Annotated in this window: 25 protein-coding genes; 14 read left to right on the top strand and 11 right to left on the bottom strand. The window is 71.1% G+C overall.

What is annotated here, in order from left to right; all coding sequences use genetic code 11:
* Positions 1-418: 418 nt before the first annotated feature.
* Positions 419-2,224, top strand: coding sequence for an ABC-F family ATP-binding cassette domain-containing protein (locus ACUYTF_RS00220; RefSeq protein WP_449279156.1), 1,806 nt, complete (start codon positions 419-421; stop codon positions 2,222-2,224).
* A 124-nt stretch (positions 2,225-2,348) separates the two neighbouring features.
* Here the strand turns inward: ACUYTF_RS00220 and ACUYTF_RS00215 are convergent, their stop codons facing one another.
* Genes ACUYTF_RS00215 through ACUYTF_RS00205 form a run of 3 tightly spaced genes read right to left on the bottom strand, consistent with a single transcriptional unit; the run spans position 2,349 to position 5,003 of the window.
* Positions 2,349-3,347: a DUF4031 domain-containing protein gene (locus ACUYTF_RS00215; RefSeq protein ID WP_449279155.1), complete on the bottom strand. Its 999-nt coding sequence runs from the start codon at positions 3,345-3,347 to the stop codon at positions 2,349-2,351.
* 2 nt (positions 3,348-3,349) lie between these two features.
* Positions 3,350-4,522 carry a cation:proton antiporter gene (locus tag ACUYTF_RS00210; protein ID WP_449279154.1) on the bottom strand — a complete coding sequence of 391 codons (1,173 nt, stop codon included), beginning with the start codon at positions 4,520-4,522 and terminating at the stop codon, positions 3,350-3,352.
* Between the two features lie 4 nt (positions 4,523-4,526).
* On the bottom strand, positions 4,527-5,003 hold the full coding sequence (locus ACUYTF_RS00205; RefSeq protein ID WP_449279153.1) for a cation:proton antiporter regulatory subunit: 477 nt from the start codon (positions 5,001-5,003) through the stop codon (positions 4,527-4,529).
* A gap of 168 nt (positions 5,004-5,171) precedes the next feature.
* Here ACUYTF_RS00205 and ACUYTF_RS00200 point away from each other — a divergent pair, with 168 nt between their 5' ends.
* The gene (locus ACUYTF_RS00200) at positions 5,172-5,948 is read left to right on the top strand and encodes a glycerophosphodiester phosphodiesterase family protein (protein ID WP_449279578.1); all 777 of its coding nucleotides are present in this window, start codon (positions 5,172-5,174) and stop codon (positions 5,946-5,948) included.
* Positions 5,949-5,994: 46 nt separating this feature from the next.
* On the opposite strand, the gene ACUYTF_RS00195 is transcribed toward ACUYTF_RS00200, so the two are convergent.
* Positions 5,995-6,243 (bottom strand): hypothetical protein, encoded by a 249-nt coding sequence (locus tag ACUYTF_RS00195; RefSeq protein WP_449279152.1) that lies wholly within the window; start codon positions 6,241-6,243, stop codon positions 5,995-5,997.
* 151 nt (positions 6,244-6,394) lie between these two features.
* On the bottom strand, positions 6,395-7,381 hold the full coding sequence (locus ACUYTF_RS00190; RefSeq protein WP_449279151.1) for a helix-turn-helix transcriptional regulator: 987 nt from the start codon (positions 7,379-7,381) through the stop codon (positions 6,395-6,397).
* 179 nt (positions 7,382-7,560) lie between these two features.
* Here ACUYTF_RS00190 and ACUYTF_RS00185 point away from each other — a divergent pair, with 179 nt between their 5' ends.
* The 8 genes from ACUYTF_RS00185 to ACUYTF_RS00150 all read left to right on the top strand — a co-directional run bounded on the left by ACUYTF_RS00185 (position 7,561) and on the right by ACUYTF_RS00150 (position 14,133).
* Positions 7,561-7,890 carry a DUF7882 family protein gene (locus ACUYTF_RS00185; protein ID WP_434141626.1) on the top strand — a complete coding sequence of 110 codons (330 nt, stop codon included), beginning with the start codon at positions 7,561-7,563 and terminating at the stop codon, positions 7,888-7,890.
* A 41-nt stretch (positions 7,891-7,931) separates the two neighbouring features.
* A complete protein-coding gene (locus tag ACUYTF_RS00180; protein ID WP_434141627.1) occupies positions 7,932-8,324 on the top strand; it encodes a GntR family transcriptional regulator in 393 nt (130 codons plus the stop codon).
* Between the two features lie 63 nt (positions 8,325-8,387).
* Entirely contained in the window at positions 8,388-9,929 is a 1,542-nt protein-coding gene (locus tag ACUYTF_RS00175) for an FAD-dependent oxidoreductase (protein WP_449279150.1), read from the top strand.
* Positions 9,926-11,287 (top strand): APC family permease, encoded by a 1,362-nt coding sequence (locus ACUYTF_RS00170; protein ID WP_449279149.1) that lies wholly within the window; start codon positions 9,926-9,928, stop codon positions 11,285-11,287. Before ACUYTF_RS00175 ends, ACUYTF_RS00170 begins: the two co-directional genes overlap by 4 nt.
* Positions 11,288-11,397: 110 nt before the next feature.
* A complete protein-coding gene (locus ACUYTF_RS00165) occupies positions 11,398-11,643 on the top strand; it encodes a hypothetical protein (protein WP_449279148.1) in 246 nt (81 codons plus the stop codon).
* Positions 11,636-12,790: a YbdK family carboxylate-amine ligase gene (locus tag ACUYTF_RS00160; protein WP_434141631.1), complete on the top strand. Its 1,155-nt coding sequence runs from the start codon at positions 11,636-11,638 to the stop codon at positions 12,788-12,790. Before ACUYTF_RS00165 ends, ACUYTF_RS00160 begins: the two co-directional genes overlap by 8 nt.
* Positions 12,791-12,920: 130 nt before the next feature.
* Positions 12,921-13,178, top strand: a complete 258-nt coding sequence (locus tag ACUYTF_RS00155) for a Rho termination factor N-terminal domain-containing protein (RefSeq protein ID WP_449279147.1) — start codon at positions 12,921-12,923, stop codon at positions 13,176-13,178.
* A 73-nt stretch (positions 13,179-13,251) separates the two neighbouring features.
* A complete protein-coding gene (locus ACUYTF_RS00150; protein ID WP_449279146.1) occupies positions 13,252-14,133 on the top strand; it encodes an SDR family oxidoreductase in 882 nt (293 codons plus the stop codon).
* 48 nt (positions 14,134-14,181) lie between these two features.
* On the opposite strand, the gene ACUYTF_RS00145 is transcribed toward ACUYTF_RS00150, so the two are convergent.
* Positions 14,182-14,490 (bottom strand): DUF7882 family protein, encoded by a 309-nt coding sequence (locus ACUYTF_RS00145; RefSeq protein ID WP_449279145.1) that lies wholly within the window; start codon positions 14,488-14,490, stop codon positions 14,182-14,184.
* A gap of 41 nt (positions 14,491-14,531) precedes the next feature.
* A complete protein-coding gene (locus tag ACUYTF_RS00140; RefSeq protein ID WP_434141635.1) occupies positions 14,532-14,858 on the bottom strand; it encodes a DUF7882 family protein in 327 nt (108 codons plus the stop codon).
* Positions 14,859-15,041: 183 nt separating this feature from the next.
* Between ACUYTF_RS00140 and ACUYTF_RS00135 the strand changes: the two genes are divergently transcribed.
* Positions 15,042-16,280, top strand: a complete 1,239-nt coding sequence (locus ACUYTF_RS00135; protein WP_449279144.1) for an Nramp family divalent metal transporter — start codon at positions 15,042-15,044, stop codon at positions 16,278-16,280.
* Positions 16,281-16,445: 165 nt separating this feature from the next.
* On the opposite strand, the gene ACUYTF_RS00130 is transcribed toward ACUYTF_RS00135, so the two are convergent.
* The 3 genes from ACUYTF_RS00130 to ACUYTF_RS00120 all read right to left on the bottom strand — a co-directional run bounded on the left by ACUYTF_RS00130 (position 16,446) and on the right by ACUYTF_RS00120 (position 19,057).
* Positions 16,446-17,594: a DUF4190 domain-containing protein gene (locus ACUYTF_RS00130; protein WP_449279143.1), complete on the bottom strand. Its 1,149-nt coding sequence runs from the start codon at positions 17,592-17,594 to the stop codon at positions 16,446-16,448.
* Between the two features lie 63 nt (positions 17,595-17,657).
* Entirely contained in the window at positions 17,658-18,083 is a 426-nt protein-coding gene (mscL, locus tag ACUYTF_RS00125) for a large conductance mechanosensitive channel protein MscL (RefSeq protein WP_434141638.1), read from the bottom strand.
* An 80-nt stretch (positions 18,084-18,163) separates the two neighbouring features.
* Positions 18,164-19,057: a hypothetical protein gene (locus tag ACUYTF_RS00120; protein WP_449279142.1), complete on the bottom strand. Its 894-nt coding sequence runs from the start codon at positions 19,055-19,057 to the stop codon at positions 18,164-18,166.
* A 160-nt stretch (positions 19,058-19,217) separates the two neighbouring features.
* Between ACUYTF_RS00120 and guaB1 the strand changes: the two genes are divergently transcribed.
* Complete coding sequence (gene guaB1, locus ACUYTF_RS00115; RefSeq protein ID WP_449279141.1) at positions 19,218-20,693, top strand: GMP reductase; 1,476 nt, start codon at positions 19,218-19,220, stop codon at positions 20,691-20,693.
* 31 nt (positions 20,694-20,724) lie between these two features.
* Here guaB1 and ACUYTF_RS00110 read toward each other — a convergent pair whose 3' ends face one another.
* A complete protein-coding gene (locus ACUYTF_RS00110) occupies positions 20,725-21,228 on the bottom strand; it encodes a DUF4190 domain-containing protein (RefSeq protein ID WP_449279140.1) in 504 nt (167 codons plus the stop codon).
* A 156-nt stretch (positions 21,229-21,384) separates the two neighbouring features.
* On the opposite strand from ACUYTF_RS00110, the gene thrC reads away from it, so the two are divergent.
* Both thrC and ACUYTF_RS00100 read left to right on the top strand, forming a co-directional pair.
* Positions 21,385-22,815, top strand: coding sequence for a threonine synthase (thrC, locus tag ACUYTF_RS00105; protein WP_449279139.1), 1,431 nt, complete (start codon positions 21,385-21,387; stop codon positions 22,813-22,815).
* A gap of 48 nt (positions 22,816-22,863) precedes the next feature.
* Positions 22,864-24,048 (top strand): AI-2E family transporter, encoded by a 1,185-nt coding sequence (locus ACUYTF_RS00100; RefSeq protein WP_449279138.1) that lies wholly within the window; start codon positions 22,864-22,866, stop codon positions 24,046-24,048.
* The last annotated feature ends 2 nt before the right edge of the window (positions 24,049-24,050 follow it).

Here is a 24,050-nt window from a genome sequence, read left to right as displayed (position 1 = left end):
TCGTCGGGCTGACCCCGTCGGGGCGCCCGTGCTCGCGTGATCTGCTTCCACAATTGCAGAGTCGAGCGGGCAATGTGAACCCCATTGCGCGATGCTGCCGAAACAGTCAGGGTTCGCCGCGGCTCGGCTCGGGCCATGTGAGCGGCGGGTCCGGGCGTCCCGTTCCCTGGCCGAATCCGCGAATCCGAGTACACTGGCCGCATGGGTGCACTGTTTCTTTAGAACGGGACATCGCGTCGAGGCCCGCCTCCGCGATGCGTCCTAGGCGTGCCGCCGCCCGTACCCGATAGCCGTCTCGACGACACCGGTGCCGGTCTCGGCGCGAGCTTCCCGTTCACCTGCCCGTGCGTCCGCTGCGACCCGGGCGATCATGCGGCCCGGAGATGCCTCTCGCGCGGGCCGTGCAGAGGAGTAGGCCATGACCGCCGTACCGAACCCCGAACCCCGCACCGCACCGATGCGGCCCCGCCCGCACCGCGCCTGCGAACTGCGCGGCGCGACCGTCAGGTTCGCCGACCGCACAGTGCTCACTGACATCGATCTCGTGGTCGGCCCGAAAGACCGCATCGTGCTCATCGGCGACAACGGCGCCGGCAAGACCACCCTGCTGCGCGCGATCGCCGGGCAAGTGCCGCTCGCTTCGGGTCAGCGTCGGGTCGAACTCCCCGGTGGCATCGCCATCGCGGCGCAACAGCCCGAATTCGCACCTGGAGCGACCGTCGCCGAAGCCCTCGACGAGCTGCTGCACGACTTCCGCGACATGGAAGGCGAGATGCAGACGGCCTCGGAGGCACTCGCCGCCGCCCCGGCTGGGGAACAATCCGGCCTGCTCGGCCGCCTCGGCGACCTCACCGACCGCTTCGAAGCCCGCGGCGGATACGACATCGAGCGTCGCGTCGAAGCCGCGCTGGACCGGCTCTCGCTGGGCGGTCTCGATCGCGGTCGCCCCGTCGCCGATCTCTCCGGCGGGGAGCGCGCCCGTCTCGCCCTCGGCGCCGCCCTGTCGGCGGAGGCCGAACTACTGCTGCTCGACGAGCCCACCAATGATCTCGACGACGCGGCGGTCGTCTGGCTCGAGGAGATGATCGCGCGGCATCGTGGCGCCTGCGTCATCGTCTCGCACGACCGGGCGCTGCTCGAACAATTCGCGATCGACATCGTGCACCTCGAAGGCGGCCGCGCCGCCCGTTACGGCGACGGATACGCCGGATACCTGCGCGCCCGCGCCGCCGAGCGCCGCCGCCTGATCGCCGAATACGAGGCCTGGCGGGCAGAGCTCGCGCGCAGTACGGAGCTCGTCGAAGCGAACGCGTTCCGACTGCGGGCGATCCCGCGCAAGATGGAGCGCGCAGTCTTCGGCCATGGCGCGTTCCGAGCCCGCGGCCGCGACCACGGGGCGGTGAGCCGAATCCGGCAGGCGAAGGAACGCGTCGAACGATTGCAGGCCGATCCGGCCGTGCGCCCCGCCGACCCGTTGCGCTTCACCGCCGCGGTGCTCGGAGCGGATGACGACGCGAGAGCCCGTGCGAATGCCGGTGCGGTCGACTGTGCTGCACCCGAAGCACGGATGGCCGCGGAGCCGCTGCTGGTCGCTCGGAACGTGCGCCTGGGGCCGCCGGGCCCGCGGCTCTCGCTCGCCGAACTCGACGTGCACGAGGGCGACCGGTGGATCGTCTCGGGGCCGAACGGCGCCGGCAAGACCACGCTGCTGCGGGTACTGGCAGGGGAAACGCGGGCCGAGGGCGGCCTCGACCGACGGCCCGGCCTGCGCATCGCCCGGCTCAAGCAGGAGATGATGCCGGTGCCGGAGGGGAGCGCGGTCGCGCGTCTCGGCCTGCTCGACGCCTACGCTGCGGCGATCGGCGCGTACCGGGACGACGCGGCCGGGACGCTACTCGCCTTCGGGCTCTTCCGCCCCGCCGATCTCGAGGTGCCGCTGCAGGGATTGTCGATCGGGCAGCGCCGCCGGCTCGAGCTCGCCATCGCGCTGTCGGCGCCGAGCGAGCTGCTGCTGCTCGACGAGCCGACGAACCATCTCGCCCCCGAGCTCGTCGACCAGTTGGAAGAGGCGCTCGTCGACTACCCGGGGGCCGTGATCACGGTGACGCACGACCGCCGCTGGCGCGAGCGGGCTCCGCGCGGCGGCAGACTCGAGGTGTGCCCGGGTGGCGCGGTCGTGCGGGTCGGCGAGGCTCGAGCGAGTCATCCCGGGTCGAGCGGATAGGCGATGCGCGAGCGTGCACCGAACGCACCGTGATCGAGCTGCACGCTCGTGCTTTACCTATACGACAGCGCCAGGGATCGCGCCCCCAGGCCGGCGAAACCGAGTGCGTTGGGCAGGCCGGAGGTCAGACCCGGAGCCGCAGCGCCGCAATCTCGCGGGCGAGGTTCTGCCGGGCGCGCGCCTCCCACGCCTCGCGGGCCGTCCCGGTGCGGTATACGCGCGGGCGGCCCAGATAGCCGGAGAGGATGTCGGCCCGGGCCTGCGCGAACACCGCGTCGGGCACGTGCGCGTACTCCTCGCGCACGGCGGCCGCGTACTCGTCGTAGCGGTGCGGGGGAGCGGCGAAGATCGCGAGGTCGGCGTCGAGCAGCTGCGCGAGCGCGGTGCTCGGGCGCTCGACCGCGCGCGCGGGCTCGGTGTCGGCGATCATCGCGCCCACCTCGGCGACGAGGCCGGCGTCGAGCCCTGCGCGCGCGAGGGCCTCTGCCGCGAGCGCCGCCGAGGCGGCCTCGTCGGTCTCGGCCCCGGCGCCTGGGCCCGCCCGCCCGGTGTACACGGCGTCGTGGAACCAGGCCGCGAGCAGCGTCGACGGCTGCAGCGTCTCGCCGCGAACCGCGAGCTGGTCGAGCGACAGCAGCACGTCCTCGAGATGCCGCTCGTCGTGGTAGCGGCGGTGCGGTTCGTTCCAGCGCGCGAGCAGCTCGTCGCCGAGCGCCCGCCACTGCGCCCCGGCATCAGCCCCGGCACCCGCACCGGCACCGGCACCGGCCGTGGTCTCAGCGCCCGCGATGCCGAGCGCCCGGCCGAGCGCCTCCCATTCGCCCTGCAGGTACTCCCGGCGGCGCACGGGCGTCATGAGGTCGCGGTCGATCTGCCGCACCCGCAGCCCGCTGCGTCGCAGCCGGCGGGCCAGCTCTTTCGCCCCGACGGGCTCGGCCCCGAGCGCGATCGCGCGGGCGTGCAGCGACGCCGGTACGTCGTAGTGGTCGAGGTCGAAGCTGCGCCGCGGCACGGGCAGCCGTTTCGCGAAGGCGTGCACCTCGGCGTAGTCGGCATCCGAGACGAGGTGCGACCACAGGGTGCCGTGCGCGGGCCACATCGGCGGGTCGATCAGCACGGCCATGGTCAGCGGCCCCTTCCGTGATGCGCGACTTCGGCGATGCGCTTCGCCGCCGGCTCTGCGATGCGCGCGAGCACCGGGCCGCACACGGCCATGATCATGACGTACGCCGCGGCCAGCGGGCCGATGCCCGCCACGCCCGCCGAGGTCGCGAGGCCCGCGATGACGATGTTGAACTCGCCGCGGGGCACCATGATGGTGCCGGCGCGGATCTGGCCCGGCCTCGCGACGCCCGCGCGCTTGGCCGCCCACATTCCCGTCCAGATCTTCGTGGCCGCCGTGACGACCGCGAGCACGATCGCGATGCCGAGCACCGCCGGGATCTCGCGAGGGTCGGTGCGCAGCCCGAAGAACACGAAGAACACGGCCGCGAACAGGTCGCGCAGCGGTGTCAGCACGGCGCGGGCGCTCTCGGCGACCCGCCCCGAGAGCGCGATGCCGACGAGGAAGGCGCCGACCGCGCTCGACACCTGCAGCTGCTCGGCGACGCCCGCGACGACGAGCACGATGCCGAGCACGCCGAGCAGCAGCAGTTCGTCGTTCGGCGAGAAGACGATCCGGTTGATGAGCCCACCGAAGCGCAGCGCGATCAGCATCGCGAGCGCGACCGCCGCGACGGCGACGCCGACGCTCAGCATGCCGCCCCACACGCCGACTCCGGCGAGCAGCGCCGTCAGCACGGGCAGGAAGATCGCCATCAGCAGATCCTCGAACACGAGCAGAGACAGCACGGTCGGCGTTTCGCGGTTGCCGAGCCGGCCGAGATCGCCGAGCAGTTTCGCGGCGATCCCTGAACTGGTCGCGTAGGTGACGCCCGCCATCGCGAGGATGCCGGGGCCCGAGAACCCGAGCGCCCAGCCCGCAAGCGCGCCCGGTGCCGCGTTGACCACGAAATCGATGAGGCCCGAGGTCGAGTTCGCCCGCAGGTTCGTGATGAGCTCCTCGGCCGAGTACTCGAGCCCCAGTAGGAGCAGCAGCAGGATCACGCCGACGTCGGCGCCGGTCGCGATGAACTCGTCGCTCGTCGCCAGCGGCAGCAGGCCGCCGACGCCGAACATGAGCCCGGCGAGCAGGTACAGCGGAATCGGCGAGAGCCCGATGCGGGCGGCGAGGCGCCCGAGGATGCCGAGCACGAGAATAGTGCCCCCGAGCTCGAGCAGAGTCCTGGTGGACTCCACGGGTCTAGCGTTCGTCCAGGATGGCGCGCACGAGGGCGAGGGCCTCGCTCGTGCCGACCGTGATGATCTGGTCGTCGCCCTGCAGCACGAATGCGGGGGTGGGCGAGGGGATGGCGTCGCCGTGGCGCAGCACCGCCACGATCGAGGCGCCCGTGCGGCTGCGCACCTGCATCGCGCCGAGAGCGGCGCCGTCGTACTTCGCGCCGCGCTCGATCTCGAACTTCTCGGTCGCGATGCCGTCGACCTGGTCGGAGAGGGCCGACAGCCGTTCGATCACGCGCTTCGTGCCGAGGAACTCGGCGAGTGTGTCGGCCTCGCCCGCCGAAAGCGAGATCGTCTGCGCGCACGCGTCGGGGTCGTCCTCGGCATATACGAGCAGGTCGCGGCGGCCGTTGCGGTGCGAGATGACGCCGACGCGCCTGCCGGTCGCGGTGAGGAAGTCGTCGCGGATGCCGATTCCGGGGAGCGGGGATTCGCTCACTTCGATGGATTCGTCGCCGTCCATGCGCTCTCGATTCGTTCGGGCGTCATCGCACCCGATCAGGTGCGGTTTCAGTATCGCACGAGCCCGGAGCTGTGGTCGCGCGCATCAGGATGTGGGATGCTGACAGCATTGCGCCCGCCCGCACCGCTCGAAGGAGGAGACGCCATGCCGCACCCGTACTTCGACCGCCCCGAACGGCCCCGCATCATCGCGCATCGCGGTTTCGTGCCGCCCGCGGCGGCGGCGCGCGGCATCGCCGAGAACACCCGGGCCGCGTTCGCCGAGGCGCTCGCCGCCGGCGCCGACTACCTCGAGTCCGATTGCCACCTCACGAACGACGACGTCGTCGTGCTCTTCCACGACGACGATCTCGCCCGCGTATCGGGCGACCCGCGAAAGGTCGCCGAGGTGTCGCATCGCGAGCTCGCGCAGATCATGAGCGATCGCGGCGGGCTCCTGACACTCTCCGAGCTGTTCGAGGAGTTTCCGGAGGCACGCGTGAACCTCGATGTGAAGGCTGCGGCGGCGGCCGACCCGGTGGGCAGGAGCATCGCCCCGCACGCGCACCGCACGCTCGTCACGAGCTTCTCCGACGAGTTCCGCCTGCGCGCCCTGCGCTCCGCTGCATGCGTCACGGGCAGCGAACGGCCGGCGACCTCGGCGGGGCGCGGCACGCTCATCAAGCTGCTGCTCGCGGTGCAGGTCGGGGCGCGGCGCCGTGCCGCACCTCTGCTCGAGGGGGTCGATGCGCTGCAGATTCCCGAACGCCAGGGATCGCTGAGCGTGTTCACGCCGCGACTCGTGGACGCGGCGCACGATGCCGGGGTCGAAGTCCATGTCTGGACGGTGAACGACCCCGACGACATGCGATCCCTGGCGCGCCGCGGCGCAGACGCCATCATCACCGACCGTACCGACCTCGCGCTCTCGACGCTGCGCTGAAGCCGCCCGGGGCCGCACCCGACGGGCGGCGCCCCGGGCGACCCCGCTAATAGTGGGCGGGCGGGTCGCTCACCGGGAAGGACTCCTCGCCCCACTCGTCGGCGAGGGCATCGGCGTGCTCGCGCTCCACCTGCGTCGAGCCGGGTCGTTCGGCGACATCGCCCTCGTGTCCGTGCGCGCGCTCGGCCCCGCCGTCGGAGCGCCGCTCGCGGTCGTCGCCCGGAGATGTGCCTTCCGTGCGCGGCTCGTCCGCGTGCTCGTCCGCGTGCTCGTTCGTCTGCTCGTTCGTCTGCATGCTGCCTCCCTCGTCTGCGTGGCGAGCGCGGTGCACGGTGCTGCGCCGTCGGCGCCGCTCAGCACCGCGCTCGGTGAGCAAGCCTAGAAAGCGGTCGTCGTGGCGTCGAGGGGGTTGCGCATCGGCGGCGCCATCGATTATCGGCCGGGGATCACCAGAACTGGTGCTGCTGGCGGCGCAGCAGCACCCGCGCATCCTCGCCGTAGACCTCGTGGAAGGCCCGCGTGAACCGGGTCACGTTCGTGAAGCCCCAGCGGCCGCCGATCGCCGCCACCGAATCTCCCGGTTCGGCATCGAGCAGATCGGCGCGCGCGCCCGAGAGCCGAGCCCGTTTCAGTTCGGCGCTCGGAGTGGTGCCGAGCGCCCGTCTGAACGCCGCATGCAGGCCGCGCGTCGACATGTGCGCGGCGCGGGCCACATCATCGATCGTGATCGCCTCGTGCGCGTGCTCCTCGATATATGCGACCGCCTGCCGCACGGCTCTGGGGGCGGCGAGCGTCTGCGCCGAGCGTTCGGCGGAGTCGCCGAAGGTGGTCGCGAAGCAGGCGAGCGTCGCCCAGAGCGCGTACCGCTGCAGGCCTGCCGACCAGAGCTGCGACGACTCGAACTCGAGCGCCCCCGACTCGTCGGTCTCGATCTGCAGCGCCGTCATCAGGTGGCGGAAGGTCGCGTCCCAGCGCCGGCTCGCCGCCTGGCCGATCGCCTCGGGCGATCGTGTCCGGAGCACGAGCCGGTCGTCGCCGGTGATCTGGCGCGCGAGCCGCTCGGCGTACCCGAGGTCGAACGCCATCGCCTGCACCCGGGCCGATCCCTCCCACACGGCGTCGACCGGGCGCCCGTCGGTGAGCCAGGGGCGGCCGGTCGGGAGGCTCGTGCGCTCGCTCCACATCTCGGCGCTCGGGCTCGTGAGCCGGCATGCGAAGAGCTGTCCCTCGGGGGCGACCGAGGCCCGGACATCGGCATGCAGCTCGTATTCGATCAGCGACAGGCCGGGCACCGACAGCGAAACCCACTGCAGCCGGCACTGCTGCTCGTCTGCCCGCAGCAGTTTCGCCGACGGTGCGAAATCGTTCCACACATCCTCGACCTCGGCTACCGAGTCGGACTCGACCCGCAGCAGTTCGGGAGCGGCCGTCATCCGTGCTGCTCCCGGTGCCGATGGCCTCCATGATTCCAACGTTCCCCCATGCCGCGAGCCTAGCGAGCGCAGCCGTGAAACGGACCGTATCGGCGCAGTCGGTGCCGATACTGTCAGGTTCAGCGCGTGTCCGAACGGGGCACGAACGACGTCGGCCGGGGTCTGCCACACTCGGCGATATGGGCTATCTGCTGCACGGAACATTGGAATACGAGTTCGAGGATCGGCTGCTCGCCCATCTGAAGACCGTCATCGGACAGAAGCTGAAGAAGCACGAGGGGTTCTACGTCAGCTGGACCAAGTCGGTGCAGGAGGGCGGCGGCAGGATGGCCCTCTGGGTCTCGACCGCGACGCAGCTCGGATTCCGCTTCTCGGGCAGTCGCCCGCCGGAGCTCAATATGCTCTGGATCACGGTCATGCTCGCCACCTCGCACGGAAACCGCGGCGTGCTCGTGATCCCGGAAGCGGAGGCGGAGTCCTTCGCCCGGAAGAACCCCGACCTGATCTGAGAGCGGGCGCCCGCAGGGCCTCCGCTCGCTAGGCTCGAACCATGCCGCCCCCCGCCGACGTCCTCGCGTTCTTCCGCATCGACCCCGCTGCCGCAGCGCCGCCATCGCAGCAGGTGCACGACGCCGTCATCGGAGCGGTCGCGGACGGCCGCCTCGTGCCGGGCGCGAAGCTGCCCACGACCCGGGGTCTCGCCGCGCACCTCGGCATCGCCGTGAACACGGTCGCCTCCGCCTACCGGCAGCTCGAAGCGGCGGCGATCGTCGAAGGGCGCGGCAGAGCGGGCACCTTCGTGCGGCTCGATGCCGGCGGCGACCCGGTCGAAGCGGAGGCGCGCCGGATCGCCGGCGACGCGGCCCGTGCGCTCGCCCGCCTCGGAATCGGGCGGGAGCGGGCCGCCGCGCTGCTCGGCGAAGCCTTCGCCGCCATCGACTGACCGCGAACCGGCGCCTTGTCAACGGGGTGATGCGAGGCGCCCGGGCCCTCTACCGTTTCGGCCATGACCACCGAGAACCCGACCCCCGAGACCATGACCTCGCTCTGGCGCATGACCGGGCCCCGCATCGAGACCGATGACTGGCGCGACGGGCGCGCCGACACCGTCGTCGTCGGCGCCGGCCTGACCGGGCTCGTGACGGCGGTGCTGCTCGCGCGGGCCGGCCGGAAGGTCGTCGTGCTCGAAGCGCGCACCGTCGGCGCGGTGACGACCGGCGGCACGACCGGCAAGCTGAGCCTGCTCCAGGGCACCGTGCTCTCGGACATCCGCGCCCACGACGGCGACGACGTGCTCCGCGACTACGTGGCGGCCAATCGGGAGGGCCAGGCCTGGCTGCTGCGCGAGCACGAGCATTGGGGCATCGACGTGCCGCGCCGGCGCGCGATCGTCTACGCGGCCGACCCGTCGGCCGTCGACGCCCTCGACGAGGAGCGCAGCGCCGCGCTCGCCGCCGGTCTCGAGCTCGGCACCACTCGGTCTCCCGATCTCCCGTTCGAGACGCACGGGGCGCTGACGCTCGACGGTCAGGCCCAGCTGCACCCCCTGACGATGCTCGCGGCGCTCGCGCGAGAACTGCGCGAGCGAGGCGGTCGCATCGTCGAGCACCAGCGGGTGCGCGACGTCGACGTCGATTCCCACGAGGTGGTCGTCAGCGCGGACGGCGGCATGCTCGCCGCCGAGAACTGCGTGCTCGCGACCGGCACCCCCATTCTCGACCGGGGCATGTACTTCGCGAAGATCGAGCCGTCGCGCTCGTACGCCGCCGCCTACCGCGTGGCTCCGGGAACGGCCCCCAGCGACATGTGCGTCTCGGTCGGCGACCCGCCGCGATCCCTGCGCACCGCGACCGGTCCGTCGGGGGAGGAGGTGCTCGTGGTCGGCGGGGGCGGCCACGTCACCGGCCGCTCGACCGATACCGCGGCCGAAGTCGCCGAGCTCGACGCTTGGGTGCGCGAGCACTTCTCCGTGCGCGAGCGCGTCGCGCTGTGGGCCGCCCAGGACTACCGCAGCCATTCGCGTCTGCCGTTCGCCGGAGAGATGCCGTGGGGGCGCGGCCGCGTGCAACTCGCCACGGGGTACAACAAATGGGGTATGACGAACGGCGTCGCCGCCGCGCTCGCGATCACCGCCGAGATGCTCGGCGGCCGAATGGACTGGGCGCGCGCCTACCATCACGACACGATCGGGCTGCGCACCGTCGCCGACACGCTGGAGGTGAATATCGGTGCAGGCTTGCATGCGGTCGGCGGCCGCGCCGCCGCGGCGCTGCAGCCCGAGAGCCCCGAGCCGCTCGGCGAGGGCGAAGGGCGGGTGCGGTACGGCGGCGGCAGGCCCGTCGCCGTCTCGCGCGTGAACGGCGAACTCTGCGCGGTGTCGGGGGTCTGCACGCACCTCGGCGGGGTGCTCAACTGGAACCGTGCCGAGCGCAGCTGGGACTGTCCGCTCCACGGCTCGCGCTTCACCGCGACCGGCGCGCGGCTCGAGGGCCCGGCGATCGCCGACCTCGAATGGCGCCCGCTGCCCGATGCGGAGGGCGGCGAATGACCCGGCAGGCCGCGCGGACCGCGGACGCGGGCCGGCTGAGACGCGCCATCACCGGGCCGCTGCTCTTCGCCTTCATCCTCGGAGACGTGCTCGGGGCGGGCATCTACGCGCTGATGGGAGTGCTCGCGGAGGAAGTGGGCGGGCTGCTCTGGGCCCCGCTCGTCGTCGCCCTGCTGCTCGCGCTGCTGACGGCCGGCTCGTACGCCGAACTCGTGACGAAGTACCCGCGTGCGGGCGGGGCCGCCGTGTTCGCGGAACGCGCGTTCCGCAGCCCGCTCGTGTCGTTCCTCGTCGGCTTCGCCATGCTCGCGGCCGGCGTGACCAGCGCGGCGGGTCTCGCCATCGCCTTCGCGGGCGACTACTTCAGCACCTTCGTCGACCTGCCCGTGCCCGTCGTCGCCATCGTGTTCCTCGCGATCGTCGCGGCGCTCAACGCCCGCGGTATTCGCGAATCGATGGGGGCGAACCTCGTGATGACCCTTGTCGAACTGAGCGGACTCGTCATCGTGATCGTCGCTGTCGCCGTCTTCGCGACCGGGGGCGGCGGCGATCCCTCGCGCGCCCTGCAGGCCCCGGCGGGCACGGGCACCGCAGGCGCCGTGCTCGCGGGCGCCATCATCGCCTTCTATTCGTTCGTCGGCTTCGAGACGTCGGCCAACGTCGTCGAAGAGGTGCGGCGCCCGTCCCGGGACTACCCCCGCGCCCTGTTCGCCGCCCTCGTCACTGCCGGAGTCGTCTACGCGCTCGTCGGGTGGGCGAGCGCCGTCGCGCTGCCGCCCGATGAATTGGCCGCGTCGAGCGGCCCGCTGCTCGCGGTCGTCGAAGCGACAGGGATCGGCGTGCCGGCATCGGTGTTCAGCCTGATCGCGCTCATCGCCGTCGCGAACGGCGCCCTGCTCACGATGATCATGGCGAGCCGCCTCACCTACGGCATGGCGGAGCAGGGCCTCCTGCCGTCGGGCCTCGCGCGCGTGCTGCCGAAGCGCCGCACGCCGTGGGCCGCGATCGTCGTCACGACGGTCGTCGCGATGCTGCTCGTGCTCGTCGGCGACCTGGCCACGCTCGCCGAGACGGTCGTGCTCCTGCTGCTGTTCGTCTTCCTGAGTGCGAACGTATCGGTGCTCGTGCTGCGGCGCGACCGCGTCAATCACCCCCACTTCCGGGTCTGGAGCTTCGTACCCGTGCTCGGGGCGTTCTCGTGCATCGCGCTCATGACGCAGCAGCGCGGCGTCGTCTGGGCCTTCGCCGGAGTGCTCGTGGTCGTCGGGTGCGCGCTCTACGCCCTCGCCCGCTGGGGCGTTCGCCGCGAGCGGCGCTCCGCCCTAGCGGCCTCGGAGACCGCCCGTCAACCCCGGTGACGCACGGGCGACGGGCTCGTACGCTCGTGAGACACACGCCGGCGCATGCCGGTTCACGCCGCGCGACCCCCGTTCGCGCATCGCGCGGCCGAGAAGAGGAGGGCGGCGCCATGGCCGAGATCTGGGAGCAGAACGAGGAGGTCGACGAGGAGCACGAGCTCGTCGCGACCGACCACCGCGACCGCGACGAGGAGCTCGTCGACGCCGACGCAGAGCAGGAGGTCGAGACCGACACCGACGACCCCAGAGACGCGCTCGCCGAGCTCGGGGAGGACGTCGCCTCGTCGCCGGCGCGGCGCGGGCACGACAACGACACGGACGACGAGGGCGACGAGAATGGGGACGGCCATGGATGAACGGCGGAACGAGCCGCGCAGATTCGGGGTCGAGGAGGAGTACCTGCTGCTCTCCGAAAGCGACGGCGCCCCCGTGGATCGCGCCGAGGAGACGATCGGCACGCTGCCCGAGCACGGCGACACCGCGTCGCGGGAGTTCTTCGCCAGCCAGCTCGAGACCGCGACCGGCATCTGCACGAGCGCGGCGCAGGCCGAGCACGAGCTCCGGGAGTTCCGCCGCACGGCCGCGGCCGCAGCGGCCGCCCGCGGGGCGATCGTCGCGGGCAGCGGGCTGCCGCCCGTCGGCGGCGACGTCGTCGGCACGGTGACGCCCGAGACGCGATACCGCGCGATCGACCAGGAAATGCGGGCCGCCGGGGCCTACCAGTACGTCACCGGCACGCACGTGCATGTCGAGGTGCCGTCGCGCGACGCCGGTGTGGCCGTGCTGCGGCACCTCGCCCGCTGGGCGCCCGCCCTGCTCGCGATGACTGCGAACTCGCCCGTCTGGTGCGGGGAGGCGACGGGGTTCGCGAGCTGGCGCTCGATCATGAGCCGCAACTGGCCGCTCACGAGCTATCCGCCGGAGTTCTTCGACGGCGCGGACTACGATGCATCGATCGCGGCGCTCGTCGAGAGCGGCGTGCTTCTCGACTCCGGTCTCGTGACGTGGCTCGCGCGCCTCTCGGAGCGCTACCCGACCGTCGAACTGCGCATTGCCGACGCGCAGCTCTCGCCGCGCGAAGCGGTCGACTTCGCCGTCGTCGTGCGGGCCCTCGTCGAGCGCGCACTGCACGATATCGAGCACGGACTCGACCATCCGCGCATCGCACCCGGCCTGCTCGACGGCGCCATCTGGAACGCGGCCCGCAACGGCCTCGAGACCACGCTCGTCGACCCGGTAGCGGGGGAGTCGCTCCCCGCTTTCGACCTGCTCGAACGAATGATCGAGCAGGTTCGACCCGAGCTCGTGAGATTCGGCGACATGCCCCGAGTCGAGCACATGCTCGTGCGCCTCCGCGAGGAGGGCAGCCCGGCACGCCGCCAGATCGCCCGCTTCGCCGAGCGCGGCATTGCGGGGCTGCTCGAGCTCTACCGCGAGGGGTCGGAGTCGCCCCGCCCGCGTGCGCCCGAGCCGGAGGTCGAACCGTCGCTCGGCGCTCCGTAGCAATCGCGCCCGCGTGTCCGGTCGGCGGGGAAGCCGAGAGTACCCGCAGCCGCCGGCGTTGTCGAGGGGGTGCCGCGAGTCCGGTCGCGGGGCTACCGTCGATGCGAACCGAATATCGGAAGGAGTCGCCATGCCCACGCCCCAGCTGAAGGACGAAGAGCTCTACGAGCGTCTGCGGGAGGAGGGGAACTCGAAGGAAAAAGCCGCCCGCATCTCGAACGCCGCCGCGCGCGACGGCCGCCGAGCCGTCGGCAAGCGCGGGGGAGCGGCCGAGGATTACGACGAGCGCACGGTGCCCGAACTGCGGCAGCGCGCGAAGGAACTCGGTCTCACCGGCTACTCCAAGCTGCGCAAGCAGGAGCTCATTCAGAAGCTGCGCGAGCACTGAACCGCCGGCACTGGGCGGTCCGGACCGCTCCGCTCGCATCACGTCGACCGCCGACCCGAAGGAGCCATCGACGATGTCACCGAATCTCGACCCCCGTACCAAGCATCCCCGCCCGCCCTTCCCCGAACAGCGGCAGGACGGCCAGCCCGGCCTGACCGGGCGCATGCGCCCCGTCCCCGATCACGGCGAGGAGGAGTACCGCGGCAATGCGAGGCTCGAGGGCCTCCGCGCCCTCATCACGGGCGGCGACTCCGGCATCGGCCGCGCCGTCGCCATCGCCTACGCCCGCGAGGGCGCCGATGTCGCGATCAGCTACCTTCCCGAGGAGCAGACGGATGCCGACGAGACGCGCCGGCTGGTCGAGGAGGCCGGTCGCCGATGCGTGCAACTGCCCGGCGATCTGCGCGACGAATCGGTCTGCGTCGCGGCCGTCGCCGGCGCGGTCGACGAACTCGGCGGTCTCGAGGTGCTCGTGCTCAACGCGGGCACCCAGTACGAGCGCCGGCCCGACGTCGACATCACCCGCGAGCAGATCATGGAGGTGTTCGAAACCAACCTCGTCGCCCCGCTGCTGCTCATGCGGGAGGCCGCCCCGCATCTGCGCCCCGGCGCCTCGGTCATCGTCACCGCCTCGATCCAGGGGTTCTCGCCGAGCCCCGACCTGCTCGACTACGCCATGACCAAGTTCGCGCTCGTCGGGTTCACGCGCGCGCTCGCCGATGAGCAGGGGCGCCGCGGCGTGCGGGTGAACGCCGTCGCGCCGGGGCCCATCTGGACGCCGCTGATCCCCGCGACGGGCTGGAACGAGAAGCAGGAGCAGTTCGGCGGCGATACCCCGCTCGGCCGCCCTGGGCAGCCGGTCGAGGTCGCGGGGGCCTACGTGTACCTGGCCTCCGAGGACGCGTCGTACGTATCGGGCATCGTGCTCCCCGTGACCGGCGGCAAGCACCTGTAGCTCAGTCGGCCGGAGCCATCGGCAGGATGTCGCGCAGCACCGCCGAGTTCAGGCCTCCGCGACAACGGATGCGTCGACGGGTTCGTCGACGCAGCGCAGACCGCCCGCGGAGTTCGCGAGATCCCTGAGCTTCTCGAGCCAGGCGCGGTTGAGTTCGGGCGTCTCGGGCACGTCGAACTCGAAGTGCAGCGGGACGCTCGGGTGCAGCCAGACGCTGTGCTGCGTCGTCTCGGTATGCCAGGTCAGCGCGAGGGCCTCCTGCAGGGCGAATTTCGAGAGGATCACCGTGCGCAGATGCGTCAGCAGCCGGTCGTCGAACTCGAAGCTCTCGCCGAGGCCGTAGTGCAGATGTCCCATTCCCGTTCCTCCCTTGCATCGATGCGCGTGCGACCGCGCGGCTATGTCCTGTTCTTGCGGGCGTGGGCAGCGGCTTCCTCCTCCGACACCACGATGAGCCCGCGCGGCGTGTGCGAGAACTCGTGCAGCACCTCGAGCCACTCCTGATTGAGGGTCGGGCTGCGGCTGCCGGCGAAGCGGAAGGTGAGGGGGATGCTCGACGAGACCCAGATGGAGACCCGGCCCCCGCCGCGCTCGGCGGGGTTCACCCAGCTCAGCAGAAAGCTCTCCTGGCGGCGCAGTTTGCCCGTCATCACGATCTTCAGGTGCGCGAGCGTGCGGTCGTCGAACTCGAACTCCTGCCCGCTGCCGTAGTTCAGATGCCCCATGCGGTCATCGTGGCAGGCGAGGGTGTGAACCGGGTGTGAAGGGCCGACGCGCGCGAAATGAGAAAGTTCGCCATGGCGAACTTTTAATATGGTTGAATCGAAGTCAAGATGATCGGGCCGCAGTCGAGGCGGCATCGAGACCACCGGAGGAACCGGCGGGGTCTCTACGGAAGGGGAACGGGAATGATGAACGGCAGGGCGCGGACGACGCGCAGAAGCGGCGGGCTCGTCGGGCTGCTCGGCCCCGCATTCGTCGCGGCGATCGCCTACGTCGACCCCGGTAACGTCGCCGCCAACCTCTCGGCGGGGGCGAATTACGGCTACCTGCTGGTGTGGGTGCTCGTGCTGGCGAACGCGATGGCCGTCGTCGTGCAGTACCTGTCGGCCAAGCTCGGCCTCGTGACCGGTCAGAGCCTGCCGGAAGCGCTCGGCGCACGACTCTCGAGACCGGCGCGACTGCTGTTCTGGGCGCAGGCCGAGCTCGTCGCCATCGCCACCGACCTCGCCGAAGTCGTCGGCGGGGCGCTCGCTCTCTACATCCTCTTCGACGTGCCGCTGCTGCTCGGCGGAGTCATCGTCGGCATCGCGTCCCTCGCGATCCTCGCGATGCAGCGCGCCGGGCAGCTGACCTTCGAACGCGTCATCCTCGCACTGCTCGCGGTCATCACGGTCGGCTTCGTCGCCGGTCTCGTCATCAGCCCGCTCGACTGGGGCGGCATCGCGGCCGGCATGATCCCGCGCTTCGAAGGCACCGCGACCGTGCTGCTCGCCGCGAGCATGCTCGGTGCGACCGTGATGCCGCACGCGATCTACCTGCACTCATCGCTCGCCAGGGATCGCCACGGCCGTCAGACGGACCCCGCGCGCCTCGCGGGCCTGCTGCGCGCGACCCGGTGGGACGTCGGGCTCGCGCTGCTGCTCGCCGGCGGCGTGAACATCGCCATGCTGCTGCTCGCGGCCTCCTCGCTGCCGGGCGTCGCGGGCACCGACACGATCGACGGAGCCGCCGCGGCCATCACGGCGCACCTCGGGCCGGTGATCGGGGCGCTTTTCGGTATCGGGCTGCTCGCCTCGGGGCTCGCCTCGACGTCGGTCGGGTCGTACGCGGGCGCCGAGATCATGCGCGGTCTGCTGCACGTGCGCATTCCGCTCTTCACCCGGCGCCTGGTCACGCTCGTGCCGGCGCTCGTCGTGCTCGGCGTCGGGTTCGACCCGACGCGCGCACTCGTGCTCAGCCAGGTCGTGCTCTCGTTCGGCATTCCCTTCGCACTGATCCCGCTCATCGGCCTCACGAGCCGGCGATCCGTGATGGGGCGGTGGGCGAACGGGCCGGTGCTGCGCACCGTGGCGATCTCCGTGGCCGTGGCCATCGTCGCCCTCAACGCGCTGCTGCTCGTGCTCACCGCGCTCGGCGAGGCGTGAGGTCTGTCCCGGGCGCGTGAGCTCCCTCGGAGATGCGAGATCAATCGGATGGATTCGTGCGGAAACGTCCGAACGAACTCGCAACTCCGAACGAGCTCACGCAGCCGACCGAGCGCACGGCGCGATCCGGGGCTGCGGCCCGAACCGCGCCGAACGGATGACGGGTCAGCCGCGCTCGGCGATCGACTTCTCGAGGAAGTCTGCGAAGTCGCCGTCGCGTGCGAAGACGAACTCCTCGCCCGAGACGATCGCCGTCGGGGTGCCGGTGAGCTTCTGCGGCTGGTCGGCGGGCTGCAGCTCGCCGCCCGGGCCCTGCAGCTGCGCGCCATCGGCGAGCCCGACGAGACCGACCTGCGTGAAGACCGAGGTGTTGGTGCTGAAGAAGCCGCCGTAGGCGACGTTCTCGACGCAGGAGCGCAGCGGCCCTGCGGTGTCGGCGCCCGCATCCGCCGCGACCTGCAGCAGCTCCTCGTCATCGAGGCCGGGAGTCTGCTCCTCGGGCTGCACGGCGTCGCTCAGCAGTGCGGTGTGCACGGCGAGCGCCGCATCGGGGGCGTTCTCGACGGTGCAGGCGAAGAGGTTCGCCGCGCGCGTGGAGTAGTTCGTGCCCTGCGACATCGAGTCGAGGAAGTTGAGGGGCACGACCTGCAGCGTGATGTCGCCGGCATCGACGGCGGTCTCGAGGTCGTCGCCGTATTCGCCCTCGAACGCACCGCAGATGGGGCACATGTAGTCGACGTAGATCGTGACATCGACGGGGTCGCTGGTGCGATCTACGTCGAACGCGACGCGCTCGTCGCCGCTCGTCGACCCCTGCGAGATGAGCTCGCCGCCCGCGCCGAAGACGGCGCCGCCCGAGGCCATGCCTTCGGGGCCGTTCGTGGAGGCGGGAGCGGAGCCGGTCGGGCCGGGAGCGTCCGCACCGGCGGCGGAGCCGGAGCCTGCGGGCGCCAGCACGATGAAGACGATCACGGCGATGACGGCCGTGATCTGCGCCGCGAGCACGACGTAGCCGATGATGACGCCGGCGAGCGCGAGGCCGCGCCCGCCCTCGCCCCGGCGCTTGATCTGCGACAGCGCGATGTGGCCGCAGACGATGCCGACGAGAGAGATGAAGAACGAGCCGACGAGCGCGATGATCGCGAGCGTGTTCGTCTTGCCGCGCGGCGGCTGCGCGTACGGGTGCTGCGGCGGCAGGCCCGGTGCGGGGGGCTGCGGTGCGCCGTGCGGGGCGGGCCGGCCGTCGGGAGGGCCGGCAACCCCCTGCTGCGCGGAAGTGGGCTCAGCAGGGGGCTGCGTCGGGTCGAACGTCATGTCGGAGTCGCCTCAATAATCTCTAGGGGTGGGAAAATCGCGCGAACCCGAGTTCGCGTTCGGTCAGTGCTTGTGGTCGCCGCCGGTCGCGGGGGCCTGGCCCGTCGCCTCGGCCTGGGCGCGCAGCAGGTCGCGGATGTCGCTGAGCAGCTCCTGCTCGGTCGGCACCTCGGGCTCGTCGCTCTCGGGCTCGGGCCTGCGCATCTTGTTCATGGGCACCACGAACACGAAGTAGACGACGGCCGCGATGATGACGAAGTTGAGCACCGCGCCGATGACGGCGCCGAGGGCGAGCGAACCGCCGCCGGGCAGCGCGATCATGAGCGCGCCGTCGAGCGAGTCGGCCTTGAAGACCATGCCGATGATCGGGTTGATCAGCGAGTCGACGACCTTCTCGACGACGGTGTTGAAAGCTGCGCCGATGACGACGGCGACGGCGAGGTCGACGACGTTACCGCGGAGCAGAAATTCTTTGAATCCTTTGAGCATGCTTCTGCGTGTCCTTTTGCAAGAGTGTCAGTGTATCAGTGGGGATCGTCTGCGATGACTGTGCGTTTCGCCGGCGAATGCTAGAGGCATTCCATCGAGTCGTCGATCGTCGCCGACAGCAGGTCGAGCATGCCGGTGGCGACATCGGCCTCGCTCGCGCTCGAGTCCTTGGCGAGCGAGAGGTAGTCCTGGTAGACCGACTGGTTGGGGCTCTCGTGCGACGCGAGCTCCTCGACCGCGTCGATCACGGCCGCATCCTTCGGGTCGGAGGAGCTTCCGCTCGCGCTGAAGTAGTCGTCGAGCGCGGTACAGAACTCCGCAGTGTACTCGCCCGAGGCAGTGCCCGAATCGCTCGTGCTGCCCTCGGTCGACGAGGCGTCAGCGCTGCCCTCGATCTCCATCTCGCTCGAGAGCTCATCGAGCTGCGAGCTGTACTCGTCGATGGCGCTGCCCGCCTGCGAGAAGGCGATGCTCCACAGCACGATGGAGGCGATGCCGATGAGCACGGCGACGCCGCCCATGATGAGGCCGGTGAGCGACATGCCCTTCGACTGGCGCTTGTTCAGGGCGATGAAGCCGAGCACGACCGCGGCCGCGCCGACGAGAATCGTGATGATGCCGCCGACGAACGGCAGCCAGCCGAAGATGAGACCGCCGACGACGCCGACGATGCCGAGGATCAGCGCGGTGATCGCCAGCCCCTTCGAGGCCGCCGGTGCGGGGCCGTACGGGGGGCGCGGGGCGCCGGGACCGCCCGGGGCCTGCGGAGCGCCGGCGAATGCGGGTGCCGGCATCTGCGGTGCGGTGGGGGCCTGGGGCGCCTGCGGTGCAGGCGGCTGCGGAGCCTGGTACTGCGGGGCGGGAGGCGCTGCGGGCGCCGCCGGGGGCTGCGGTGCACCTGCGTCGGGTGCTGGCGCGCCGCCCTCGGAAGGCATGTTCTGGGCGCCCTCGTCGGTCGGGTTGTTGTCAGACATTTCCGTCTCCTCAAAACTATTGCGTACTCTCCCCGTCGGGCGCGGGACCTGCGGCGGGGCGGGCTGAGTGGGACGGACGGGAGCCGCCGCACAGTTCAATCCTATATATCGGAAAAACGCCTGAAGCGAACCCCAGGCCCGGAACGGCTAGTTTGGAAACATGGAATTCATCGGTGCGCAGCCCTCGGTCGACCTCACCTATTCGGACGTGTTCCTGGTACCGCGGCACTCGGAGCTCGGCAGTCGGCTCGCCGTCGATCTCGCACCGCGCGACGGCACACCCGCCACGGTGCCGCTCGTCGCATCGAACATGAACTCGGTGACCGGGCCCCGCCTCGCGGCCGTGCTCGCCCGTCGCGGAGGCCTCGCGGTGCTGCCCCAGGACCTCTCGCTCGAAGGCACCGAGCGGGCCATCCGGTGGGTCAAGGAGCAGCCGGCCGAGGTCGACACCCCGATCGCGCTCGGCGAGGCGCAGACCGCGGCCGATGCTCTCGGGCTGATTCCGCGCGCCGAGGGGCAGAGCGTCGTAGTCGTGACCGGCGACCCCGCCGAGACCCCCATCTCGGCCGAGCGGGTGCGCGGCATCCTCTCGTCCGAGCGGCTCGCGGGTGTTCCGGCCGACGCGCGCCTCGGCGATCTCATCCAGGGATCGCCCGCGCTGCTCGACGCATCGCTCGTCGCGGACCCGCGCGAGACGTTCGACGCGGTCGACGCCGCCCTCTCGGGCAGCGCGGACGGCGCCGTGGGCGTCGTCGACGGCGGCGCGCTGCTCGGCACCCTGTCGCTGCGCTCGGCACTGCGGCGTTCGATCTACCGCCCGGCGCTCGACGGCGATGGGCGGCTCGCCGTCGCGGCGGCCGTCGGCATCAACGGCGATGTGGCGGGCAAAGCGCGATCCCTGGCCGCCGCCGGAGCCGATGCCCTCGTCGTCGACACCGCCCACGGCCACCAGGCGGGCATGCTGCGCGCGCTGCGCGCCGTCGCCGAGCTCGACCTCGGTCTGCCCATCGTCGCGGGCAATATCGTCACCGCCGACGGCGTGCACGACCTCGTCGAGGCGGGCGCGAGCATTCTCAAGGTCGGTGTCGGCCCCGGTGCGATGTGCACCACCCGCATGATGACCGCAGTCGGCCGCCCCCAGTTCTCGGCCGTGCTCGAGACCGCGCAGGCCGCGCGCGAGCTCGGCGCCCACGTCTGGGCCGACGGCGGCGTTCGCTACCCCCGAGATGTCGCGCTCGCCCTCGCCGCCGGTGCGGCCTCGGTCATGATCGGCTCGTGGTTCGCCGGTACCGCCGAGTCGCCCGGCGAGCTGCTCTCCGACGCCGAAGGCCGCCAGTACAAGGAATCGTGGGGCATGGCCTCGACGAAGGCCGTGCAGGGCCGCTTCGGGGGTCTCGAGGCATTCGAGCGGGCCCGCAAGGAGCTCTTCGCCGAGGGCATCTCGTCATCGAAGATCTACCTCGACCCGCAGCGGCCGAGCGTCGAGGATCTCGTCGACATGATCACCTCGGGAGTGCGCTCCTCGCTCACCTATGCGGGGGCCGCGACGCTGCAGGAGTTCCACGTGCGCGCGCACGTCGGGCTGCAGTCGGCCGCCGGTTACGAGGAGGGCAAGGCGCTGCCCGTCTCCTGGTAGCCGGCGCACCGCCCCGGGGCCTCGCCCGAGCTCAGAGCGCGGCCGCGCCGACCCCGAGCGCGATGGCGACGATGGTGCCGAGGGTGAACTGGATGACCGTTACGAAGATGCCGATGTAGAACCCGGCCATCGCGAAGCCGACGCCGCGCAGCCCGCGATTGCCGATCTGCTTCGACGCGATGAGCCCGAGCACGACGCCGAGGATGCCGATGAAGAACGACGAGATGAACGCCCAGACCGCCATCTGGCTCAACGGCGGGCGCACGCCCATCTGCTGGTACGCGTAGGGGGAGTACATGGCGGCCTGCGGAGGCGGCGGCGTCTGACCGGTGAGCCCGCCCGTCGGCTGCAGCGGCGTGTGCCGGGGCTGCATGTAGTGCGGCAGGAGTTCGGGCGCCGTGTACTGCGGCTGGCCCGTGGGCACCTGGGGCGGCGCCGGCTGCTGCGCGTACGGCTGCTGCTGGGGGTAGGGCTGCTGCGCGTACGGCTGCTGCTGAGCGTACGGCTGCTGGCCCGGCTGCGTCTCGTCGCCCATGCCCGGTGCTCCTTCTGGTTCGCGGTCGTCTCGGAGAGACAGCCTAGAACACCGGGCTCCGCTGCGGCGGGAAGCTGAGTGCATGCCGTGCCCTCTATCCTTGTTTGTCGGCGGCACCTGCCAGAATGGATGCAGGTTCGATACAAGGAGTGTTCGGTGAAGTACATCTCGACCCGCGGCGGCATGGCCCCCGCGCCCTACAGCGCGATTCTGCTCGAGGGGCTCGCGACCGACGGCGGGCTCGTCGTGCCCGAGACGGTGCCGCAGGTGGATTCCGAGCAGATCGAGTCGTGGCGCTCGCTGACGTACCCCGAACTCGCGACCGAGGTGCTGAGCTTCTACGCGACCGATATTCCCCGCGACGACCTCGCCCGCATGTGCGCGGCGGCGTACGCGCCGGCCGGATTCGTCGCCGAGGAGATCGTGCCCGTCACCGAGCTCGAAGACGGCATTCTGCTCGTCGGCCTCTCCGAAGGCCCGACGCTCGCGTTCAAGGACATGGCGATGCAGTTCCTCGGGCAGTCGCTCGAGTACGTGCTCGCGCGGAGCGACCGTGCGCTCAACATCATCGGCGCGACGTCGGGCGACACCGGCTCCGCCGCCGAGTACGCGCTGCGCGGCAAGGCGGGCATCGGCGTGTTCATGATGTCGCCGCAGGGCCGCATGAGCGATTTCCAGCGGGCTCAGATGTACTCGCTCACCGACGACAACATCCACAACATCGCCATCGATGGCGTCTTCGACGACTGCCAGAACCTCGTGAAGGCGCTCTCGAGCGACCTCGAGTTCAAGCGCGCGCACGAGCTCGGCACCGTGAACTCGATCAACCTGGGCCGCATCTCGGCGCAGATGGTCTACTACTTCTGGGCGTGGCTGCGGGCGACCGACGCCGTCGCCGAGGGCGATCGCGCCGCCTTCGAGGTGTCGGTGACCGTGCCGTCGGGCAACTTCGGCAACATCCTCTCGGGCCACCTCGCGAAGGCCATGGGGCTGCCGATCCGTCGCCTCGTGCTCGCCGCGAACGAGAACAACGTGCTCGACGAGTTCTTCCGCACCGGCATCTACGCGCCGCGCTCGGCCGCCGACACGCACGCCACCTCGAGCCCGTCGATGGACATCTCGAAGGCTTCGAACCTCGAGCGCTTCATCTTCGATCTGCTCGGCCGCGACCCCGAGCGCCTCGCCGCCGCCTGGCGCGAGCTCGATGAGACCGGCCGCATCGACCTCTCGGCAGAGCTGCCCCGCTTGGAGACCGAGTTCGGATTCCAGAGCGGCACCAGCACGCACGCCGACCGCGTCGCCACCATCCGCTCGGTGTACGAGGCGAGCGGCACGCTCATCGACCCGCACACCGCCGACGGCGTGAAGGTCGCGCGCGAGCACGTCGAGGCGGGCGTGCCGATGCTCGTGCTCGAAACGGCGAAGCCCGAGAAATTCCCCGAGATCGTGCTCGAGGCGACGGGGCAGCGCATCGGCATGCCCGAGCACCTCGCCGGGCTGCTCGATCTGCCGCAGCACGTGACCGAGATGAACGACGACGAGGCCCAGTTGCGCGCATTCATCGCGCAGCACGCCGTACAGAGGTAGCGGGGCACGGCGCACCGCGCAATCCGAACACCGAGACCGAGGAGTTCCATGAGCGAGCAGCATCACATCGAACATCCGAACACCGCGCAGCCGAGCCGGGCCCGTTCGCTCTGGGCCGACGGATTCGGGATGCTCGCGACGCGATCCCTGCAGATTCTGATCGTGCTCGCGCTCACGGCGCTGCTGATCATCGGGCTGCGCGAACTCACCACCGTGGTCATCCCGATTCTGCTCGCCCTCATCTTCGCCAGCGCCTTCGCGCCCGTCATGCGTGTGCTGCGCCGCCGCATGCCCGCCGCGCTCGCGACGGTCGTCGTGCTCGTCGCCATCATGGTGCTGCTCACTGCGATCGGCTGGCTCATCGTCTGGGCGGTGCGCGACCAGTGGGACGACCTGTCGTCGCAGGCTCAGGACGGTTTCGCGCAGGTGCTCGACTGGGTGAAGACCCTGCCTTTCGCGCCCGACCACGACCAGCTCATGGAATGGCGCAACACCGTCGTCGACTTCCTGACGAGCTCGAAGTTCGGCTCGGGCGCGCTCGCCGGCGCCGGCGTCGTCACGAACTTCGTGACCGGGCTCGTGCTCATGGTCGTCGTGCTCTTCTTCTTCTTGAAAGACGGCCCGCAGCTGTGGAGCTTCGTGCTGCGCCCGTTCACCGGAGAGGCCCTGGCGCGCGCCCGCCGCGCCGGCGCGAAGACCGTCTCGACGCTCGGCTCGTACGTGCGCGGCACCGCGGCCGTCGCCGCCGTCGACGCGATCGGCATCGGCATCGGCCTCATGATTCTGCAGGTGCCCCTCGCGCTGCCGCTCGCAGTGCTCGTGTTCGTGCTCGCGTTCATCCCGATCGTCGGCGCGACGCTCGCCGGCACCCTCGCGGCACTCGTCGCACTCGTCGCCAACGGCCCGGTCAGTGCGCTGCTCGTCATCGGCGTCGTCGTGCTCGTCAACCAGCTCGAGGGCAACTTCCTGCAGCCCGTGCTCATGGGGCGCGCGCTGAAGCTGCACTCGCTCGTCATTCTGCTCGCGCTGACCATCGGCACCGTGCTGAGCGGTATTCTCGGCGCCGTGCTCGCAGTGCCGATCGCGGCGGTCGCGTGGGGCATCATCCAGGTATGGGAGCCGCCGGAGCGCACTGCCGTCACCGCGGACGGCGCAGAGGAACCGGGGGATTCCGGCGACGACGCGGCCCTCGGGTCGCCGGCGAAGCCGTTCCGCCCGCACGAGACCGCCTGAGG

This window comes from Leucobacter sp. GX0328 (assembly GCF_053567315.1).
Note: the sequence above shows the minus strand (reverse complement) of the source record. Positions and strands in the feature narration are given on the sequence as shown.

Coding starts and splice junctions, on each gene's coding strand:
- ACUYTF_RS00190 (WP_449279151.1), bottom strand. CDS start 7,381: ATGACGGCCGCTCCCGAACTGCTGCGGGTCGAGTCCGACTCGGTAGCC.
- ACUYTF_RS00180 (WP_434141627.1), top strand. CDS start 7,932: ATGCCGCCCCCCGCCGACGTCCTCGCGTTCTTCCGCATCGACCCCGCT.
- ACUYTF_RS00165 (WP_449279148.1), top strand. CDS start 11,398: ATGGCCGAGATCTGGGAGCAGAACGAGGAGGTCGACGAGGAGCACGAG.
- ACUYTF_RS00120 (WP_449279142.1), bottom strand. CDS start 19,057: ATGTCTGACAACAACCCGACCGACGAGGGCGCCCAGAACATGCCTTCC.
- ACUYTF_RS00215 (WP_449279155.1), bottom strand. CDS start 3,347: ATGGCCGTGCTGATCGACCCGCCGATGTGGCCCGCGCACGGCACCCTG.
- ACUYTF_RS00185 (WP_434141626.1), top strand. CDS start 7,561: ATGGGCTATCTGCTGCACGGAACATTGGAATACGAGTTCGAGGATCGG.
- ACUYTF_RS00135 (WP_449279144.1), top strand. CDS start 15,042: ATGATGAACGGCAGGGCGCGGACGACGCGCAGAAGCGGCGGGCTCGTC.
- ACUYTF_RS00110 (WP_449279140.1), bottom strand. CDS start 21,228: ATGGGCGACGAGACGCAGCCGGGCCAGCAGCCGTACGCTCAGCAGCAG.
- ACUYTF_RS00220 (WP_449279156.1), top strand. CDS start 419: ATGACCGCCGTACCGAACCCCGAACCCCGCACCGCACCGATGCGGCCC.
- ACUYTF_RS00175 (WP_449279150.1), top strand. CDS start 8,388: ATGACCACCGAGAACCCGACCCCCGAGACCATGACCTCGCTCTGGCGC.
- ACUYTF_RS00160 (WP_434141631.1), top strand. CDS start 11,636: ATGGATGAACGGCGGAACGAGCCGCGCAGATTCGGGGTCGAGGAGGAG.
- guaB1 (WP_449279141.1), top strand. CDS start 19,218: ATGGAATTCATCGGTGCGCAGCCCTCGGTCGACCTCACCTATTCGGAC.
- ACUYTF_RS00100 (WP_449279138.1), top strand. CDS start 22,864: ATGAGCGAGCAGCATCACATCGAACATCCGAACACCGCGCAGCCGAGC.
- ACUYTF_RS00195 (WP_449279152.1), bottom strand. CDS start 6,243: ATGCAGACGAACGAGCAGACGAACGAGCACGCGGACGAGCACGCGGAC.
- ACUYTF_RS00150 (WP_449279146.1), top strand. CDS start 13,252: ATGTCACCGAATCTCGACCCCCGTACCAAGCATCCCCGCCCGCCCTTC.
- ACUYTF_RS00130 (WP_449279143.1), bottom strand. CDS start 17,594: ATGACGTTCGACCCGACGCAGCCCCCTGCTGAGCCCACTTCCGCGCAG.
- ACUYTF_RS00200 (WP_449279578.1), top strand. CDS start 5,172: ATGCCGCACCCGTACTTCGACCGCCCCGAACGGCCCCGCATCATCGCG.
- ACUYTF_RS00140 (WP_434141635.1), bottom strand. CDS start 14,858: ATGGGGCATCTGAACTACGGCAGCGGGCAGGAGTTCGAGTTCGACGAC.
- ACUYTF_RS00170 (WP_449279149.1), top strand. CDS start 9,926: ATGACCCGGCAGGCCGCGCGGACCGCGGACGCGGGCCGGCTGAGACGC.
- ACUYTF_RS00155 (WP_449279147.1), top strand. CDS start 12,921: ATGCCCACGCCCCAGCTGAAGGACGAAGAGCTCTACGAGCGTCTGCGG.
- ACUYTF_RS00145 (WP_449279145.1), bottom strand. CDS start 14,490: ATGGGACATCTGCACTACGGCCTCGGCGAGAGCTTCGAGTTCGACGAC.
- mscL (WP_434141638.1), bottom strand. CDS start 18,083: ATGCTCAAAGGATTCAAAGAATTTCTGCTCCGCGGTAACGTCGTCGAC.